Origin of the sequence: Arthrobacter pigmenti, assembly GCF_011927905.1 — a bacterium.
GTDB lineage: Bacteria > Actinomycetota > Actinomycetes > Actinomycetales > Micrococcaceae > Arthrobacter_D > Arthrobacter_D pigmenti.
Genome location: NZ_JAATJL010000001.1, coordinates 34,351 through 50,920, shown reverse-complemented (window position 1 = coordinate 50,920; position 16,570 = coordinate 34,351). Strand labels below are relative to the sequence as shown.

Sequence of the window (16,570 nt, the reverse complement as noted above, 5' to 3'; positions counted from 1 at the left end):
AAGGAGCTAGAACTGCGGGTGCCACAGTTCCGTCGCGTTGCCGTGCACCGCCAGCACTGACCGCCACCGGTCGAACACCGAGCACGGGTGCGAGATCCCAAGGTCCACCGTGTCACCGACTACCAGCCCGTCCGCGCTCTCCACGATGGCGTGGTGGTCGAAGAGCTTGACGACGACGCCGGCCGGCTCCACCTGCGCCTCGCCGTTCCGGTGATGCGCAACAAGGGTGGGCAGGCCGGCGTCGTACGCCAGCTCCCTCTTGCCTGCCCCGAGCACCGCCCTGGCTTCCTCTGGCACGGAGAGAACGACGGCGCGCACCACCGCCGCGGGCCGCAGCCCCGGCAGCGGTGAGACGTCGGCGTACGTCCCGTGGTCGTGGATGACGTAGCAGCCCGAGCGGAGGACATTGATCGCTCCGGCGGGCAGGAACTGCGCAGCCCGATCCTGGAAGGCAGAGCCGCCGATCGAGAAAATCGGCTGCTCCCCGAACCGTTCCCGAAGCCCTTCGAAGATGGTCCGGGCCATCCGGCAGTGCGAGTCCACCTGCTCAAGGTTCTCCGCCGTGCGGAGGTTCGGCGCAATTCCCTCGTAGGCACTGACGCCCGCCAGCCGGAGTCCTGGGTGCCGGTGGATCTCATCAGCCAGTGCCGGGGCTTCGTCCGCTGTCCTGATGCCGGTCCGACCCCCCGCGACGCCGACGTCGATGAGCACGTTGAGTCGCGGACCGGCGCCGTCGAAAACCTCTGCCAGCACGGTCACGCCCGCCACCGAATCGGTAAGGCAGAAGATGTCCAGTGTGTGGTCCGCCTCCAGCAACCGCCGCAGCTGCAGGACCTGCGGTGTGAACACCACCTCGTTGGCGATCAGGATCCGGCGAGCGCCCCACGCAGCAGCGTGAACCGCCTGGCCCGCGGTCGCAACCGTTACGCCCCACGCGCCGGGCAGTTGCCTGTGCACAATCTCGCGGGTCATTGTGGTTTTGATGTGCGGCGCGAGGACCATTGACCGTTCTGCCGCCCACCGTTCCTTCAACGCGATGTTGGAGTCGATAGCCGCAACATCCAGCAGCAGTTGCGGGAGGCTTTGCAGGGGGAGGTGTCCGTTGAGGTTCGGCATCTTCGGAATCCTACCGTCCAGCGTACGTACAGCGGGCGCCAAGGTTTACCTCATCAGGGGCTGCTAAGCTCGCTGGCGATCGTCAATCAGTAGGAGAATCTTGTGAAGAAGAAGTGGCTGATCGGCCTGTGCTTAGCCGGATCGCTCGCGTTTGCGACGGGCTGCGCGGGAAATACCGAGGCGGAACCGGCTCCGGAGGAAAGCGCCTCCAGCACCCCGGCCGAAGCACCGACGCCGGACCTTGAGGGGATCCCCGACGTCGTCGCCGTCGTCAACGGCCTCGAAATCCCGAAAGACGAGTTCATCACCTCGTATGAGGGCGCATTTCAGCAGATGTCCATGCAGTCGCAGATGACCGGCCAGGAGGTCAACCAGGAACAGCTGAAGACGCAGACGCTGGATAACCTGATCGGCAATAAGCTGCTCATCCAGGAAGCGGACAAGCGCGGGATCGAAGCATCCGAAGAGGCCGTCGCAGCCGAGACCGACAAGCTCGTGAAGTCCAACAACTTCGCCGACGCGGAAGAGCTGTTCGCGAAACTCGAGGAGGTGCAGGGCATCCCCAAGGAGGAGGCCACCACCCAGATTGAACAGCAGGTCCGGCTGAACACCCTGCTCGCGGAAGAAACCGGCGACGTCACGCCCACCGAGGAAGAACTGAAGGCAGCCTACGAGGAAGCGAAGGCACAGGGCGCAGCGGCCCAGGGCGGCGAAATACCGCCGTTCGAGGAGGTCCGCCCCCAGCTCGAGCAGCAGGCCGTCGCCCAGAAGCAGAATGAAGCGGCAGCTGCCCTGGTGGAAAAGCTCCGCGAAAGCGGCGAGGTAACCAGCAACCTCTAGACCCCATCCGCATCGACTCTCCCCAAATGGGGCTTCTCAGGCTGAAAACCCGCTGAGAAAGCCCATTTGGGGAGAGTCGAGGTAGTTAACCGGCGATCAGGTCGTTGATCACGATGGTCTGGTCGCGGTCCGGGCCAACGCCGATCGCCGAGAACCGGGTGCCGGACATCTTCTCCAGCGCCCGCACGTAGGTCTGCGCATTCTCGGGGAGATCGCCGATGGTCCGTGCGCCCGTGATGTCCTCGCTCCAGCCCTCGAAGTACTCGAAGATGGGCTTGGCGTGGTGGAACTCGGTCTGCGTCATGGGCATTTCGTCGTGGCGGACGCCGTCGACGTCGTACGCCACGCACACGGGGATGCGGTCGATGCCGGTCAGGACGTCGAGCTTGGTCACGAAGTAGTCCGTGAAGCCGTTCACGCGGGCAGCATGCCGCGCCAGAACGGCGTCGTACCAGCCACAGCGGCGCGGCCGGCCGGTGTTCACACCGTATTCACCGCCGGTCTTCTGCAGGTAGATTCCCATGTCGTCGAAGAGTTCGGTGGGGAACGGACCCGCGCCCACACGTGTGGTGTACGCCTTGATGATGCCGACTGCCCGGCTGATGCGCGTCGGGCCAATACCTGACCCCACGGAGGCGCCGCCCGCGGTGGGATTCGACGACGTCACGAACGGGTACGTGCCGTGATCCACGTCGAGGAACGTTGCCTGGCCGCCCTCCATGAGGACCACCTTGCCGGCGTCGAGTGCTTCATTGAGCACATAGGTGGAGTCGATGACCAGTGGCCGCAAGCGCTCGGCGAAGGACAGGAAGTACTCGATGATCTCTTCGACCTGGACGTCACGCCGGTTGTAGACCTTGACCAGCAGTTCATTCTTCTGCTCCAGTGAGCCCTCGACCTTCTGGCGCAGGATCGACTCGTCGAACACGTCCTGCACGCGGATGCCGAGGCGCGCGACCTTGTCCATATAGGCAGGGCCGATGCCGCGCCCGGTAGTTCCGATCGCGCGCTTGCCGAGAAAGCGTTCGGTGACCTTGTCCAGGACCTGGTGGTACGGGGCCACGAGGTGGGCGTTCGCGGAGACGCGGAGCTTGGAGGTATCTGCACCACGGGCAACGAGTCCGTCAATCTCCTCAAACAATGCCTCCAGGTTGATGACGCAGCCATTACCGATGATCGGGATTGCGTTGGGGCTGAGGATGCCTGCGGGAAGGAGCTTGAGTTCGTACTTTTCACCGCCGACGACGACGGTGTGCCCGGCGTTGTTGCCACCGTTCGGCTTTACGACGTAATCGACGCGACCGCCGAGCAGGTCTGTGGCCTTGCCTTTACCTTCGTCGCCCCATTGGGCTCCGACAATCACAATTGCTGGCATGGGATCCTCCCCCATTTGTTGGCCGCATTCTTTAGCGCGCCGCGTGCCGCGCGCAAGGTGCCGCCGTGCATGAGAATGCCCCAAGACTTGTAAGAAGTCCGGGGCTCTTACCACCCAAGTTTAGCGGACTCCCCGTTCAGCGCCCGGGAGCGTTACGCGAACGCTTTGCTTCAGCCGCCCTGCGCGCCGTTGACGAAGCCTACGATCATCGCCGTCCACCAGCACGCCTGCGAGATGCCGAGGCAGATCAGCAGGTGCGTGCGCATTCCAACGTCGAGGTCCACGAAACGGGTGTGGCGCGGCTTGGAGTTCAGCCGGCGCATACAGGGGATCAGCAGGATGCCGTTCAGCGTAAGGATCAGCACGGCGGCCGTCTTCACCACGGTGAAGGGGTTCTGCATGTCGGGGTTGATGAGCGCACCCGTGATCAGCAATCCACCGATGCCTGCCCAGATGATGGGCAGAGCCGCCGATTCGATGCGGCTCGTCTCGTGGAGTTGGCGGCGTGTGATGAGCCAGAGGAAACCCACCCAGTCGACCAGCAGGACGGCACCGAAGGCGGCAACAACGGAGAGGGTGTGAAAGGTGAGTGCCACTTGCTCCACGGGCGGCTCGACCCGTACTACTGAGCCTATGGTGACCGACGCGATCCAGGCGGCAATCGCGGCCAACGAGAGGAACGCGATTCGAGGAAGGGAATAGCTGGTTCGTAAAGAGACGCTCGAAACTGCGGATGTCATGACGGTCAGCTTCATTCGGGGCGTGCACGGCGCCGGGTTAATATGGGTGAAGGACTCCTTTCCTGCCAACCCCCACACGAGCTGAGGTGAGGAATTTTACGCCTCGTTGCAGGTCTTCACAAGGAATTGGTCGGACGGGAACTTATGATTTCCTCACCGGTTCAGGAACCGCTCGCAAGGGCAGCGGTCGCCGGCTTCCAGGGGGAACCATGCATCCGGTCCGGCGTTTGTCTCTGCTTTTTGCAGCGCTCCTTCTCGTTTCAGGCTGCAGCAATCCCGACGACGGCGGCAGCCACGTTGGGGGCGGCGCCGTCGTTGAAGCTGTTGGCCCGCTCCCAGCGGAGATGGTGCCGACGGTTGAGTCGCTTCGTATCCCGTCGTCGGGCACCGACGAAGAGACAGGACGCGCCGTCGTCGACCGTCTTACCGCATGGATAAATGCCGGGGCGAGCGCCGAGGTTTATGAGCACTATGACGGAAGTATCAGCGTCGGTGCCTTCGCCCACGAAGTGGTCGCGCAAATGCAGCCCACCCACGTCGAGGCGCTCTTCACCGACGAAATCGTCGCTTCCAGCGACATCTCCCACCAGGAGTTCCTCAGAAAAGCGGGCGAGTTCCACGCAAGCAACCTCACGCTGCATTACTCCACGCTGGAGAGCCGTTCTGACCGGCCGAATGAAGAGCCATACTCCATGGGCTATGAGTTCAGGGAGTTGCTCGGCAGCGAATCGGAAGGCGCCGCGCTCAATCTGCTCATCAGCGCCGACTTCGTTCACAACGGTGACCGCAACGTCGTCGGGCTCAGGTACGGTGACACCCGACAACCCGTAGAGCTTCACGTCATTCTCGAAGGCGGCGATTACCTGCTCATTGACTATTACGAAGTCACGTTTGAGTAGTACGTTCAGTTCATGAGCCCGTCAGTCCCGACAGCCCGCATCGGCATTTCGGGCTGGCGATACGCACCGTGGCGGAAAAACTTCTATCCGGTTGGGCTGCCGCAGCGGCTCGAGCTCGAGTACGCCTCCCAGCATCTCGACACGATCGAAATCAACGGCACCTTCTACTCCTTACAGCGACCAACCAGCTTTGTTCAGTGGCGGGACACAGCACCGGATGCTTTCCGCTTCTCCGTCAAGGGCCCGCGCTTCATCACGCACATGCTGGGCCTGCGGAACGCGGAAACGGCTCTCGCGAACTTCTTCGCGTCGGGTGTTCTCGCCCTCGGCTCCAAGCTTGGACCTATCCTCTGGCAGCTGCCCGCCACCCGCCGCTTCGACGCGGAACTTCTCGAGGGCTTCCTTTCCCAACTGCCAACGACGACGACGGCCGCCGCCTCTCTCGCCAAAGGCCACGACGATCGCCTCAAGGACCGCAACTGGACAGAGACCGACGCTGATCGGCCGCTATGCCACGCCCTCGAGGTCCGCCACGAGAGCTTCCGGGACGAAGCGTGTTACGAGATTCTCCGGAAGCATTCGGTGGCCATGGTGGTGGCCGACTCCGCCGAAAAGTGGCCGCAGTTCCGGGAGGTGACCGGCGGCGTCGTTTATGTGCGCCTGCACGGCAGCACGGAGCTGTATACGAGTGGCTACTCCGACAAGGAACTGGATGAGTGGGCGGGACTGGTCCACGGTTGGCTTACGGGCAGCGGCTGCCCGGACGGGCAGGGCCGGGATGTGCACGTCTATTTCGACAATGACGTGAAGGTACATGCGCCGTTCAATGCAATCGCCCTGGCTGGGCGGTTGAGCACCATGCGGCGGTAGGTATCTCTCTCAGCGGTGCCTGCAGAGTGCAGATCGCACTCGTTGCAGGCAACGCCTGCAGTGCAGGCGGATCCTGAAACAGTACCGGTTCCTTGACGGAGACCACGCGAGCCAAGTAGGAATCAAGTACGGCAACAAACCCCAGGAGGACATCATGAGCCAGAGCACCTCGGACGAACCACAGGAAATCGATGAGGACCTGCCGGGCAAGCCCGACACCGACCCGGATGTCCAGTCCGATCCCGCCTACGACGCCAGCGATTCCAGCGACTGGAGCGGCGAAGGCGGGGCAACGCCGTCGGGCGCCGCAACCGATGCAGCGGACGATGACCGGCCGGTCAACGAGGAAGACGAGCAGGACGGCGAACAGGATGGCAAGTGAGTCCATCCTAGGATTGGGGTATGCCTGCAACTGCTGACACGGGACCCGCTCCCCTGCTGGTCCTCAACAAGATCACGAGCATCCTTGACGCCTTCTCGCTCAGCAGGCCCGAACTCACCCTCGCGGACATCCGCAAGGCCACGGGGTTGCCGACCTCCACCGTGCAGCGGCTCGTCGGCAACCTGGTGGCCAACGGCTTCCTCGACCGCACCCAGGACGGCTACCGGGTTGGCGTGAAGATGGCGTACTGGGCAGCTCCGGCCGCGCACGGCGTCGAAATCCTCGAGACCCTGAAGCCGGTCATGAAGGAACTGCGGGATTCCCTCGGCGAAACCGTCTGCTTCTACCAGTCGTCGCTGGAGTACCGCGTGTGCGTGGCGATGGCCGAGACCCACCACATGCTGCGCCGCGCCATGCACGTTGGCGACATCCTGCCGCTCCACGCAGGCTCCGCCGGCCGGGTGCTCCTGGCCTATGACCGGCCACTTGCCGATCGCATCCTCGCCATGGACCTTGATCCGCTGACCGCCGGAACCATCACCGACCGGGAGATTCTCCGCGACGCGATAGAGAAGACCCGCGTGGATGGCTACGCGATTACGATCGGCGAGCGCGAATCCGGCTCCAGCGGCCTGTCCGCGCCGGTCTTCAACGCGCAGGCGGACATCATGGGCGCCCTGACGATCATGGGGCCGTCCTTGCGTATGACTCCCGAACTCTGTGAGTCCTGGGTCGAGAACCTCCTCGAGGCAACCGAGCGCATCACCCGCATGATCGGTGGGCGGCTGCCCGGCGAGAAAACGCTTAGATAACCCACTCGAAGGCGCTGGCCTTGGAGCGTGCGCCCTGGGCGGCCTTGGACCGGTTGTCCTCGCCCAGTTCCGCGATGACGCCTTCGCCGAGGGTGACCAGTTCAGCGAACGACGACGGCGTGAGCCACCCCGGGCGCGTAGCGAACAGGATGTCCTCACTCGAGGTGTTGCCCGAGGCGCCGGGTGCGAACGGGCAACCGCCCAGGCCGGCGAGCGCCCCGTCCACCATGTAGGCGCCGGCGTCGATCGCGGCAAGTGCGTTGGCGACCCCCATCCCCCAGGTGTCGTGCCCGTGGTACACCACCCCGCGCTCCGGGGATAGCTCAGTGGTCCTGCGGATCAGGCTGCCGACTTCCTGCGGGACGGCGTGGCCGAGGGTGTCACAGATGACGACGTCGTTGGTTCCAGCCGAGCGCTCGTCGGCTACCAGCGCGAGCACCCGTTCCGGGTCGATGCGCCCTTCGAAGGGGCAGGTGAACGACGTCGCCAGGCAGAGCTGGATGGTGGCTCCGGCGTCGTTCGCGTACCCCACGGCCTCCGGCAGTGCGGCCATGCTCGCCTCGGTGGTGCGCCCGATGTTGGCCTGGTTGTGGGCATCGGAGACGCTGAGGCAGTACTGGACGTTCTTGGCGCCTGCTGCGGTGGCCTTCTGTACGTGGCGCGGGGTGGCCACCCAGATCCAGCACTTCTCAAGTTCCTCAGGCGTGAGCGCCTCGATGACCTCAAGGGTGTTGGCCATGGGCGGTACCAGGTCCGGCCGCGCCATGGAACCGATTTCGAGGGCGGGCACCCCGGCGGCAAGGAGGGAACGGACAATGCTGACCTTGCGGTCGGTGGCAAGGACGCCGCCGGTCAGCTGCAGTCCGTCGCGCAAGGTTACGTCGCGGAGCGCGGTTGTGCGGGTCATCGGATCTCCTTCTCAAGGGCCGGGGTCAGCCCCATGTCTTCCAGGATGCGGTCCACGTCTCCCGGGGACCGGTCGAGCAGGTCTCGGAGGATCTCCGCCGTGTTCTCTCCCAGGTCCGGTCCGAGGTTGCGGATGGGCAGCGAAGCACCACCGATGACGGGCGTGATGCCCGGGAAGGCGACGTCGTCGAGCGTTTCCTCGCCCGTTGAGACGCTGAACCGCTGGATCATGTTCCGCGATGCGTACTGATCGTCCTTCACGATGTCTTCGGCCGTGTAGATCGGTCCGGCGGGGACACCGGCGTCGTCGAGCACTGCGAGCGCCTCCGCAACAGTGAGCTTCGCGCTCCACTCGCCGATCGCGGCGTCCAGTTCCTCACGCCGCTGCCAACGGGCAGCGTTGGACTGCAGCCCGGGATCGTCTCCGAGGTCCGGCCGCCCGATCGCTTCCATGTAGCGCTTGTAGATTCCGTCGCCGTTGCCGGCGACGACGATGCTCCCGCCGCCCTTGCAGAGATACGCGTTCGATGGCGCAATCCCCTCCATGCGCCCGCCTGTGCGTTCGCGCTTGATGCCGTAGGCCGTGTAATCGGGGACCAGCGATTCCATGACGGAGAGCATGGCCTCGTTCAACGCGACGTCGATGGTGCGGTGGTCCAGCGGGATGGGCGGGCCGCCGCGCTTCACCTCGCGTTCAAACAGCGCCATCACGGCACCGAACGCGGCGTAGATGCCCGCGATCGAGTCGCCGATGGAGACGCCGACGCGTACGGGCGGCCGGTCGGGATCCCCCACGAGCTCCCGGAAGCCACCAAAAGCCTCGGCGACGGCGGCAAAACCGGGCCGTGCCGAGAGCGGTCCAGTCTGGCCGAACGCGGAAATCCTAGTCAAAATTAGATCAGGATTCGCTATGTTGAGCTGCTCCGGCCCGATACCCCACTTCTCCAGGGTTCCCGGGCGGAAGTTTTCCAGCACAATGTCGGACTTCGCGGCGAGTTCCAGCACAATGTCCCGGCCCTCCTCGGTACGCAGGTCCAGCACCATGGACTTTTTGTTCCGGTTCACCGTCCGGTACAGCATCGAGGTGTTGCCGGCGTAGAGGCGCCAGTTCCGCAACTCGTCCCCGGTGCGCGGCCGCTCGATCTTGATGACCTCCGCTCCGAAGTCTGCCAGCATGCGGCCGGCTGTCGGGGCGGCGATGTAGTTGCCGAGTTCGAGAACCCGGACTCCCTTCAGCGGCGCGATGTCATTGTTCCTCTGGGGGTGTTCCACAAAGTTCCTTTCATGCGGTCTTCCAGCAAGCTTTCCAGCAGGCACTTGCTACAGGAACAGGCTGAGTACGAGGGTGAATCCGAGTGCCATCACGGAGGCCACCGAGACGCCGAGCGAGCAGGACTTGAGCGTTCCGCGGGTGGTCTGGCCCAGCAGCGACTGCAGCAGCCAGAACGTGTTGGACGTCGCGTGCACCAGGAACAGCGAACCCGCACCTGCCGCGAGGGCGATGAGCACCGGATTCAGTCCCATGGCCGGCGCTACGGGTGCAAGGATACCCGCGGCGGTGATGGCCGAGATTGAGACGGAGCCGACGGCGATGTGCAGCACCGCGGCGATGGCCCAGACCACAACGAGCGGGGCGACGGTGCTGGCCGTGAAGTACTGGCCAAGGATGTCACCCATGCCGCTGGTGGCAACAATGGCGGCGAGCGATCCGCCGGCACCGGTGAGGAGCAGGATCTGGCCGGACTCACTGAAGCCGCGGGCAATTGCCTTCTCAACGCGCGGTGTGCCGATGGTCATCCGCGCAACGATTCCCGTGCCGACCAGGCCGATCAGCAGGGAGATCACCGGTGTGGAGAGGAAGTCCATGACCGGTGAGCTGAAGTTGACCATCTTCAGGATGGCACCGGTGCCGATCAGGACCAGCGAGAGCAGCATCGGGGCGAACATCACAAACAGTCCGGGCTCGCGGCCGCTGGTTTCCACGCCGGTCTTCGCCGGGGCGGCGACGCGCACGTGGCCGCTGCCGCCGTCGTCGTTGGGGGTTGTCTGGTCCCTGGGGGTCTGGGCGAGGCTGCCCTGAGCGCCGTTGCCGTCGGAGGGCTCTTCGGCTTCCTCGAACGGCTGCTGATCCTTGTCGATCTTCCACAGGCCGCGGGTGATGAAGAAGTTCATGATGAAGATGGAAGTGACGATGGTCGGGATGATGACCAGCAGCCCGAAGATGAGCATTTCGCCGAGCGGGACGCTCAGGAGTCCGGCCAGCGCAACGGTCGCAACGCCGGGAACCATGAGGACAATGCCGCATTCGAGGCTGATCGCCATTGCGGTGGCGATCTTCGCCGTGCCGTACTTGCCAAGACGCGGGGCGATGCGGCGGGCCAGCGGCGCGCTCATCACCAGCAGCACGTCGAGGAAGATGGACTGCAGCGCGGTTCCGATGGTGAGGCCGAGGGCGTAGGGGATGCCCTTGGGACCGAAGACGTGCATCAGTTTGTCGACCAGGCGCCGGATCGCGCCCATCTCATTGAGCAGGGCACCCATCAGGACGCCCCAGCCGATCAGCAGGCCCACCTCGAACATGATGTCCGCGAAGCCCTGCATGATCGTCTCGGTAGTGGTGTTCGCGCCGAGCCCGGTGGCCAGGCCGAGGAAGGCCGCGCCAAGTACAAGGGCGAGTACGGGGTTCACTTTGAACCGGATGATCAGTACGACGATGGCGAGAATTGCCACCCCGGTGATGGTGAGTATTTGCCAGTCTTCCACGCTGAAGAACCTCCACGGACGAACGGTTGGTGATGTGTGACACACTTGCTTCCTTACAATGTGAGCACGTGCTCACCATGTGAGTCAAGTGTTGGGGCGGAACAAGTCCGTACATAATGGACCCATGAGCGCCGGTACGGAACGATTCGTAGGACACATAGCGGGCCTGGGCACGACCTCGGGGGTGCGGATTGTGATCGGCATGTGGGCGTCGTCGCCCTTTGGCGCCTTCACGGATGTGATGGTGCAGAGCGCTGAGGGCACGCGGACGCTGCTGGCGCCGTCGTCGTCGATCGCTGACTATGTGTCCGGCGCCTATTCGTTCGACGTCGTGCGGGTGGAGCCGTTGAGCGTGAGTATGGGCGAGGATTCGCTGAGCCTCGACGCCGGCCCGCTCAGCGTGGAGGCTGAACTGGGCGCAACAACCGGCGTCGGACGGCTGCTTGGCCTCATTCCGACGGCGGTCGCAACGCATCCGCGCTGGCTCACCGCGATCAACCCGGTAGCGAAGGTCCTCATGCCCGGCGTCCGGACCGTTGGCGCTACCCGCGACCAGCGCAGGCAGTACTACGGCGTGACCGGCGCGCGGCTCATCACATCAGCCAGGGTGTCCTGGGCCGGAGACGACCTCGGTGAGCTGTCGTCCGTTCGACCGCGGGTTCGGTTCGGGTTCAGCTCAGTGCCGAAGAAGCCGCAGGTTGTGGACGTGACGACCATCGCCGTCGTCGTTCCGTCGGAGGTTTCGGGCACCTAACGCGACTTCCAACCCCAGGAAGTCACCAGAACTGCACGAAAGTTCCTGAAAACGCGAAGGGCCGCCCTTCCCTTGAGGAGGACGACCCTTCGACGGTTACAGCCTAGGACCCGCTCAGCTTCTCGCTTGCCTCGGGATCCGATTCGCGGAGGAACTTCGCGATGCGCTCAGCCTCATCGATTTCACCGATCGACGCCGCCGCACGACCCAGCGCATTCAGCGACCGCAGGAAGCCACGGTTCGGTTCGTGCGAGTACGGGACCGGGCCCGCGCCGCGCCAGCCGTTACGCCGAAGCGCATCCAGCCCACGGTGGTAGCCGGTGCGAGCGTAGGCGTAGGACTCGATGGTTCGGCCTTCCGCGTACGCTTCGTCGGCAAGGATGGCCCAGACCAACGACGACGTCGGGTGCTTGGCTGCCAGGTCCACGGCCTCATCCCCCGCGGCCAGGCGGGAGACAACTTCCGGCTCTTCCGGCAGCAGGGTGGGCTCGGGGCCGAGGAGGTTCTTGCGGAATTCGTCCGACATCAGAGCTTCTTGCCTGCCGAACCCAGGGACTGCGCCGCCTCGACAATGCGTGCAGCGAGGCCCGCTTCGGCGGAAGCGCCCCAAACGCGAGGATCATAGGTCTTCTTGTTGCCCACCTCGCCGTCCACCTTGAGGACGCCGTCGTAGTTCTTGAGCATGTGGTCCGCGACCGGGCGGGTGAACGCGTACTGGGTGTCGGTATCGATATTCATCTTGATCACGCCGTAGGAGACCGCGTCGGCAATTTCCTGCTCGCTGGAGCCGGACCCACCGTGGAACACGAGGTCAAAGGGGCTGTCCTTACCGATCTTCGAACCGACCTGCTCCTGGATGTCCTTCAGGATTTCCGGACGCAGCTTCACGCCGCCCGGCTTGTACACGCCGTGGACGTTGCCGAAGGTCAGGGCGGTCAGGTAACGGCCATTCTCGCCGGCACCAAGTGCCTCGATGGTGGCCATGGCGTCATCAACCGTGGTGTACAGCTTGTCATTGATGGCGTTCTCGACGCCGTCCTCTTCGCCACCGACGGTGCCGATTTCCACCTCGAGGATGATCTTCGCGGCGGCCGCACGCGGCAGGAGATCCTTGGCAATGCGCAGGTTCTCCTCCAGCGTCTCGGCCGAGCCGTCCCACATGTGGGACTGGAACAGCGGGTTCTCGCCGCGCTTCACAGCTTCCTCCGAGGCAGCCAGTAGCGGGAGGACAAAGCCGTCCAGCTTGTCCTTGGGGCAGTGGTCGGTGTGGATGGCGATGTTAACGTTGTAGTTCTTCGCAACCTGGTGCGCAAACGCCGCGAAACCGAGCGATCCTGCCACCATGTCCTTCACCGAAGCGCCGGACCAGTAGGCGCCGCCGCCGGTGGAAACCTGCACGATGCCGTCGGAGCCGGCTTCAGCGAAACCGCGCATCGCTGCGTTGAGGGTCTGGGAGGACGTGACGTTGACCGCTGGGTAGGCGAAGCCGCCTGCCTTCGCGCGGTCGATCATCTCGTTGTAAATCTCAGGTGTGGCGATGGGCATGGCAACTCCTCAGTGTGGACGCTTCGGTGATGGGAGGCACACCGAACCCTCGAGCCTCCCGCTTCCCCCATCCTATCGAGGCGCCCTAGACCGCGGAAACCTTGGGTCACTGCGAGACGACAACCTGCATTTTGCTAGGCAAACTAATAACCAGTTGTTTGTGACAGTAGAAAGGCTGTCTACTAGAGTTGTTCGCATGAGCATCTCGGCGCCCCCGCCCTTGAACCACCCTTCGGGGTACTGGTATGAGGGCGGCGTCGGAGCAGTGGGCGTTCTGAACGCTCTGCGCGACTACCGCGCGGCTGAGGCGGCAATGCGCCGTCGAACCCGCTCATCCATGGGCATGGGGGAAACCGATCTGCTCGCCCTCCGGTACCTCCTGGAAGCGCAGAAGGCCGGGCGGCAAGTGACCCCCAAGGAACTGTCCATCCGGTTGGGGATCTCCTCCGCCTCCACCACCACGCTGATCGACCGCCTCGCGAAGACCGGGCATGTGGTCCGCAAGCCGCATCCGAAGGACAGGCGGGCGCTCATTCTGGAGGCAACCCGCAACTCCGACTGTGAGGTGCGCGCAACACTCGGCGAAATGCACAAGCGCATGAAGGATGTCGCGGATTCCCTCTCGGAGGAGGAGGCCGCCGTCGTCGTCGGCTTTCTGTCCCGCATGCGCGAGGCCGTGGACAAGATCGACACCCACCAGCCGGAACAGGACGCTAACGAACCACCGGCTGGTTGAACACGTGGCGGCGCACCCAACCGTGCATCGCGATCGCAGCCGCTGCTGAAGCGTTGATGGAGCGCGTGGACCCGAACTGGGCGATGGACAGGGTGGCATCTGCGGCGGCATGAACCTCGGGCGTCAGACCCGGCCCCTCCTGGCCGAAAACGAGCACGCACTTCCGCGGAAGCGCGTAGGTTTCAAGCGGCACGGAATCGGGAAAGTTGTCGATCCCGACGACGGCGAGACCCTCCCCTCCGGCCCAGGCAACGAATTCCTCGACAGTGGCATGGTGCCGCACGTGCTGGTAGCGGTCGGTGACCATCGCGCCGCGCCGGTTCCACCGCCGTCGTCCGATGATGTGGACTTCACGGGCGAGGAAGGCGTTGGCCGTGCGCACTACGGAGCCGATATTGAGGTCGTGTTGCCAGTTCTCGATGGCCACGTGGAATTCGTGCCTCTTCGAGTCAAGGTCAGCAACGATGGCCTCGTGCGTCCAGTAGCGGTATTCGTCCACAACGTTGCGGGTATCACCGTTGGCGAGAAGTTCCGGGTCCCAGTGCAGGCCCGTTGGCCACTCGCCCTCCCACGGGCCCACTCCCACGGTTCCCGGAGCGTTTTCCACCGTTTCTTTCACCCCCCAAGCCTAAGGTGAAAGACTTACCTTGGATTTCCACCTGATCTTCAGAAAGAAGCGTATGCGCGAGAACGAACACATCGAGTGCTGGTTGACGGATATGGACGGCGTTCTGGTGCACGAGAACCAGGCGATTCCCGGAGCTGCCGAGCTAATCGACCGCTGGGTTGCCACCTCGAGGCGGTTTCTCGTGCTCACCAACAACTCCATCTTCACGCCCCGGGACCTCGCCGCGCGCCTGAAGGCATCGGGACTGGAAGTGCCCGAGGAGAACCTGTGGACCTCCGCGCTGGCCACCGCGCAGTTCCTCCGCGACCAGATGCCCGGAGGCCGTGCGTACGTTATCGGCGAGGCCGGACTGACGACGGCGCTCCATGAAGCCGGTTTTGTCCTCACCGACCAGAAGCCCGACTACGTGGTCCTCGGCGAAACCCGCACGTACTCCTTCGAGGCCATCACCAAGGCCATCCGCCTGATCCTGGACGGCGCACGCTTCATCGCCACCAACCCGGATGTGACGGGCCCCTCCAAGGAAGGGCCGCTGCCTGCCACCGGGTCCATCGCGGCCCTCATCACCGCGGCAACCAACAGGGAACCGTACGTGGTGGGCAAGCCGAACCCCATGATGTTCCGCTCTGCCATGAACCAGATCGACGCACACTCTGAGACCACCGCCATGGTGGGCGACCGCATGGACACCGACATCATCGCAGGCATGGAGGCAGGGCTCCACACGGTTCTGGTCCTCACCGGAATCACCCAGCGGTCAGATGTGGATGCCTACCCCTTCCGGCCCGCGCAGATCGTCGATTCGGTCCAAGACCTGATTGAGCAGGTCTGATGGCCGGCATCCTGAATCTGCGGGACATCGCGGAAGTCACCGCCGGAAGCCCTCACGCACCGGCCCGCGGCAAGGTCTACCGGTCCAGCCAGCCCTTCGGGTGGGATGCGGAAGCCACCATGGACTTCCTCGGCCGCCAGGGCATCGAGACGATCGTAGACCTCCGGAGTGAGCGCGAAGCGGGCATGGTGCCGTGGCAGGTGGCTCACGATGCCGGGATCGACGTGATCGCCGCGCCGCTGGACCCAACGGATGCTGACCCGGCCGCCACGATGTCCCTCCAGACGGCGGAGGATCTCGGCAACTACTACCTCAGCTGGCTCTCCGCCCGGCCGGACGCCGTTCTCAACGCGCTGCAGCCCATCATCGACGGCCGGACCACGCTCGTGCACTGCGCCGCGGGCAAGGACCGCACCGGGGTGATCACCGCCGTCGTACTGTTGGTGGCAGGCGTTGAGGATGAGCTGATCATCGAGGATTACGCCCACACCACCGGCGCCCTGCCGCAGATTCTGCCCGCGCTGGCCGAGCTGTGGTCGGGGCAGCTGCCCGCCCACGATGTGCCGAAGGATCTGCCCGTCATCATGACCGCGCCGGGCGAGGCAATGGCCACGTTCCTCGCGGGCGTGCGGCGGGATTTCGGTTCGATCGAGGACTACCTGCTGGGTGTCGGGATGAGCGAGGCCGACGTCGCCGCGTTGCGCTCGGGCCTGCGCGCCTAACCCTTCGCGGCGTCCCGCGCTACTTCCAGGTCCGCAACGAGCTGCGCGAACGCCGGATCGCGGTCCGCTGCGTCACGAAGCCGCAGCAGCGCCGAGGGATGCGTGGTGAGCAGCACCCCTTTCGCTGCTAGCTCAGCCGGGTCCGGCATGAGCTTCCCGCGTTCGGCGCCCACCCGCACCGGTCGGCCCAGGACAGCCCGTCCTGCGGTCGCGCCCAGGCAGACGACGACGGCGGGACGCACCGCCTGCAGCTCAGCCTCCAGCCAGGGCCGGCAGGCGGTGATGTGCCCGACGTCGGGCGTTTTGTGGATCCGGGCCTTCCCGCGGCGTTCAAACCGGAAGTGCTTCACGGCGTTGGTGAGGTAGACCGACTTCGTCTCAATGGAGGCGGCGGTCAATGCTTCGGCGAGCAGGCGTCCAGCGGGGCCCACGAAGGGACGGCCGCGCTGGTCCTCCTGGTCGCCGGGCTGCTCGCCAACCAGCATGAGGCCCGCGCTCTTCGGACCGGCGGAGAACACCACCTGCGTTGCATCAGCATAGAGTTCACATCCGCGGCACTCCGGCGCCGCGTCAGCCAGTGCCTTCAGTGACCTGCTGTCAGGCACCCAACCTTGGGCGCCCGGACGTTCCTCATCAACCATGCTGAACAC

19 protein-coding genes are annotated in these 16,570 nt (G+C 64.6%); 9 read left to right on the top strand and 10 right to left on the bottom strand.

The genetic code is table 11. From position 1 onward, the window contains the following. Positions 1 to 6 precede the first annotated feature (6 nt). Positions 7 to 1,116 (bottom strand): alanine racemase, encoded by a 1,110-nt coding sequence (locus BJ994_RS00265; protein WP_167990196.1) that lies wholly within the window; start codon positions 1,114 to 1,116, stop codon positions 7 to 9. Positions 1,117 to 1,218: 102 nt separating this feature from the next. Here BJ994_RS00265 and BJ994_RS00260 point away from each other — a divergent pair, with 102 nt between their 5' ends. After that, on the top strand, positions 1,219 to 1,956 hold the full coding sequence (locus tag BJ994_RS00260) for a SurA N-terminal domain-containing protein (protein ID WP_167990194.1): 738 nt from the start codon (positions 1,219 to 1,221) through the stop codon (positions 1,954 to 1,956). A gap of 85 nt (positions 1,957 to 2,041) precedes the next feature. Here BJ994_RS00260 and BJ994_RS00255 read toward each other — a convergent pair whose 3' ends face one another. After that, complete coding sequence (locus BJ994_RS00255; protein ID WP_167990192.1) at positions 2,042 to 3,331, bottom strand: adenylosuccinate synthase; 1,290 nt, start codon at positions 3,329 to 3,331, stop codon at positions 2,042 to 2,044. Between the two features lie 170 nt (positions 3,332 to 3,501). Then, positions 3,502 to 4,071, bottom strand: coding sequence for a hypothetical protein (locus BJ994_RS00250; protein WP_167990189.1), 570 nt, complete (start codon positions 4,069 to 4,071; stop codon positions 3,502 to 3,504). A gap of 227 nt (positions 4,072 to 4,298) precedes the next feature. Here BJ994_RS00250 and BJ994_RS00245 point away from each other — a divergent pair, with 227 nt between their 5' ends. From BJ994_RS00245 to BJ994_RS00230, 4 genes are all read left to right on the top strand, one after another. Continuing rightward, entirely contained in the window at positions 4,299 to 4,970 is a 672-nt protein-coding gene (locus BJ994_RS00245; protein ID WP_167990186.1) for a hypothetical protein, read from the top strand. Positions 4,971 to 4,982: 12 nt separating this feature from the next. Next, a complete protein-coding gene (locus BJ994_RS00240; RefSeq protein WP_167990184.1) occupies positions 4,983 to 5,840 on the top strand; it encodes a DUF72 domain-containing protein in 858 nt (285 codons plus the stop codon). Positions 5,841 to 5,994: 154 nt separating this feature from the next. Then, a complete protein-coding gene (locus tag BJ994_RS00235) occupies positions 5,995 to 6,222 on the top strand; it encodes a hypothetical protein (protein WP_167990181.1) in 228 nt (75 codons plus the stop codon). 20 nt (positions 6,223 to 6,242) lie between these two features. Further along, positions 6,243 to 7,034, top strand: a complete 792-nt coding sequence (locus BJ994_RS00230) for an IclR family transcriptional regulator (RefSeq protein ID WP_167990179.1) — start codon at positions 6,243 to 6,245, stop codon at positions 7,032 to 7,034. Here BJ994_RS00230 and BJ994_RS00225 read toward each other — a convergent pair. The 3 genes from BJ994_RS00225 to BJ994_RS00215 are packed head-to-tail and all read right to left on the bottom strand — an operon-like array spanning position 7,027 to position 10,703. Continuing rightward, positions 7,027 to 7,941: a beta/alpha barrel domain-containing protein gene (locus BJ994_RS00225; RefSeq protein ID WP_167990177.1), complete on the bottom strand. Its 915-nt coding sequence runs from the start codon at positions 7,939 to 7,941 to the stop codon at positions 7,027 to 7,029. The genes BJ994_RS00230 and BJ994_RS00225 overlap by 8 nt on opposite strands. Next, complete coding sequence (locus BJ994_RS00220) at positions 7,938 to 9,212, bottom strand: CaiB/BaiF CoA transferase family protein (protein WP_342450195.1); 1,275 nt, start codon at positions 9,210 to 9,212, stop codon at positions 7,938 to 7,940. The genes BJ994_RS00225 and BJ994_RS00220 overlap by 4 nt, the downstream gene beginning before the upstream one ends. 48 nt (positions 9,213 to 9,260) lie before the next feature. After that, positions 9,261 to 10,703, bottom strand: a complete 1,443-nt coding sequence (locus BJ994_RS00215; protein WP_167990164.1) for a GntT/GntP/DsdX family permease — start codon at positions 10,701 to 10,703, stop codon at positions 9,261 to 9,263. Between the two features lie 124 nt (positions 10,704 to 10,827). Between BJ994_RS00215 and BJ994_RS00210 the strand changes: the two genes are divergently transcribed. Further along, complete coding sequence (locus tag BJ994_RS00210) at positions 10,828 to 11,457, top strand: hypothetical protein (protein WP_167990162.1); 630 nt, start codon at positions 10,828 to 10,830, stop codon at positions 11,455 to 11,457. Between the two features lie 103 nt (positions 11,458 to 11,560). Here BJ994_RS00210 and BJ994_RS00205 read toward each other — a convergent pair whose 3' ends face one another. After that, complete coding sequence (locus BJ994_RS00205; RefSeq protein ID WP_167990159.1) at positions 11,561 to 11,983, bottom strand: DUF3151 domain-containing protein; 423 nt, start codon at positions 11,981 to 11,983, stop codon at positions 11,561 to 11,563. Further along, entirely contained in the window at positions 11,983 to 13,002 is a 1,020-nt protein-coding gene (gene fbaA / locus BJ994_RS00200) for a class II fructose-bisphosphate aldolase (RefSeq protein ID WP_167990157.1), read from the bottom strand. Before fbaA ends, BJ994_RS00205 begins: the two co-directional genes overlap by 1 nt. A gap of 196 nt (positions 13,003 to 13,198) precedes the next feature. Between fbaA and BJ994_RS00195 the strand changes: the two genes are divergently transcribed. Then, the gene (locus BJ994_RS00195; RefSeq protein WP_167990154.1) at positions 13,199 to 13,738 is read left to right on the top strand and encodes a MarR family winged helix-turn-helix transcriptional regulator; all 540 of its coding nucleotides are present in this window, start codon (positions 13,199 to 13,201) and stop codon (positions 13,736 to 13,738) included. Here the strand turns inward: BJ994_RS00195 and BJ994_RS00190 are convergent. Beyond that, a complete protein-coding gene (locus tag BJ994_RS00190; protein WP_167990152.1) occupies positions 13,716 to 14,357 on the bottom strand; it encodes an RNA methyltransferase in 642 nt (213 codons plus the stop codon). The two genes, BJ994_RS00195 and BJ994_RS00190, sit on opposite strands and share 23 nt — an antisense overlap. 61 nt (positions 14,358 to 14,418) lie before the next feature. Between BJ994_RS00190 and BJ994_RS00185 the strand changes: the two genes are divergently transcribed. Next, entirely contained in the window at positions 14,419 to 15,198 is a 780-nt protein-coding gene (locus tag BJ994_RS00185) for an HAD-IIA family hydrolase (RefSeq protein ID WP_167990149.1), read from the top strand. Then, on the top strand, positions 15,198 to 15,920 hold the full coding sequence (locus BJ994_RS00180; protein ID WP_167990147.1) for a tyrosine-protein phosphatase: 723 nt from the start codon (positions 15,198 to 15,200) through the stop codon (positions 15,918 to 15,920). Before BJ994_RS00185 ends, BJ994_RS00180 begins: the two co-directional genes overlap by 1 nt. On the opposite strand, the gene BJ994_RS00175 is transcribed toward BJ994_RS00180, so the two are convergent. Further along, positions 15,917 to 16,561: a UdgX family uracil-DNA binding protein gene (locus BJ994_RS00175; protein ID WP_167990144.1), complete on the bottom strand. Its 645-nt coding sequence runs from the start codon at positions 16,559 to 16,561 to the stop codon at positions 15,917 to 15,919. The genes BJ994_RS00180 and BJ994_RS00175 overlap by 4 nt on opposite strands. Between the last annotated feature and the right edge of the window lie 9 nt (positions 16,562 to 16,570).

Coding starts and splice junctions, on each gene's coding strand:
- BJ994_RS00175 (WP_167990144.1), bottom strand. CDS start 16,561: ATGGTTGATGAGGAACGTCCGGGCGCCCAAGGTTGGGTGCCTGACAGC.
- BJ994_RS00240 (WP_167990184.1), top strand. CDS start 4,983: ATGAGCCCGTCAGTCCCGACAGCCCGCATCGGCATTTCGGGCTGGCGA.
- BJ994_RS00225 (WP_167990177.1), bottom strand. CDS start 7,941: ATGACCCGCACAACCGCGCTCCGCGACGTAACCTTGCGCGACGGACTG.
- BJ994_RS00230 (WP_167990179.1), top strand. CDS start 6,243: ATGCCTGCAACTGCTGACACGGGACCCGCTCCCCTGCTGGTCCTCAAC.
- BJ994_RS00210 (WP_167990162.1), top strand. CDS start 10,828: ATGAGCGCCGGTACGGAACGATTCGTAGGACACATAGCGGGCCTGGGC.
- BJ994_RS00195 (WP_167990154.1), top strand. CDS start 13,199: ATGAGCATCTCGGCGCCCCCGCCCTTGAACCACCCTTCGGGGTACTGG.
- BJ994_RS00235 (WP_167990181.1), top strand. CDS start 5,995: ATGAGCCAGAGCACCTCGGACGAACCACAGGAAATCGATGAGGACCTG.
- fbaA (WP_167990157.1), bottom strand. CDS start 13,002: ATGCCCATCGCCACACCTGAGATTTACAACGAGATGATCGACCGCGCG.
- BJ994_RS00255 (WP_167990192.1), bottom strand. CDS start 3,331: ATGCCAGCAATTGTGATTGTCGGAGCCCAATGGGGCGACGAAGGTAAA.
- BJ994_RS00180 (WP_167990147.1), top strand. CDS start 15,198: ATGGCCGGCATCCTGAATCTGCGGGACATCGCGGAAGTCACCGCCGGA.
- BJ994_RS00205 (WP_167990159.1), bottom strand. CDS start 11,983: ATGTCGGACGAATTCCGCAAGAACCTCCTCGGCCCCGAGCCCACCCTG.
- BJ994_RS00250 (WP_167990189.1), bottom strand. CDS start 4,071: ATGACATCCGCAGTTTCGAGCGTCTCTTTACGAACCAGCTATTCCCTT.
- BJ994_RS00185 (WP_167990149.1), top strand. CDS start 14,419: ATGCGCGAGAACGAACACATCGAGTGCTGGTTGACGGATATGGACGGC.
- BJ994_RS00265 (WP_167990196.1), bottom strand. CDS start 1,116: ATGCCGAACCTCAACGGACACCTCCCCCTGCAAAGCCTCCCGCAACTG.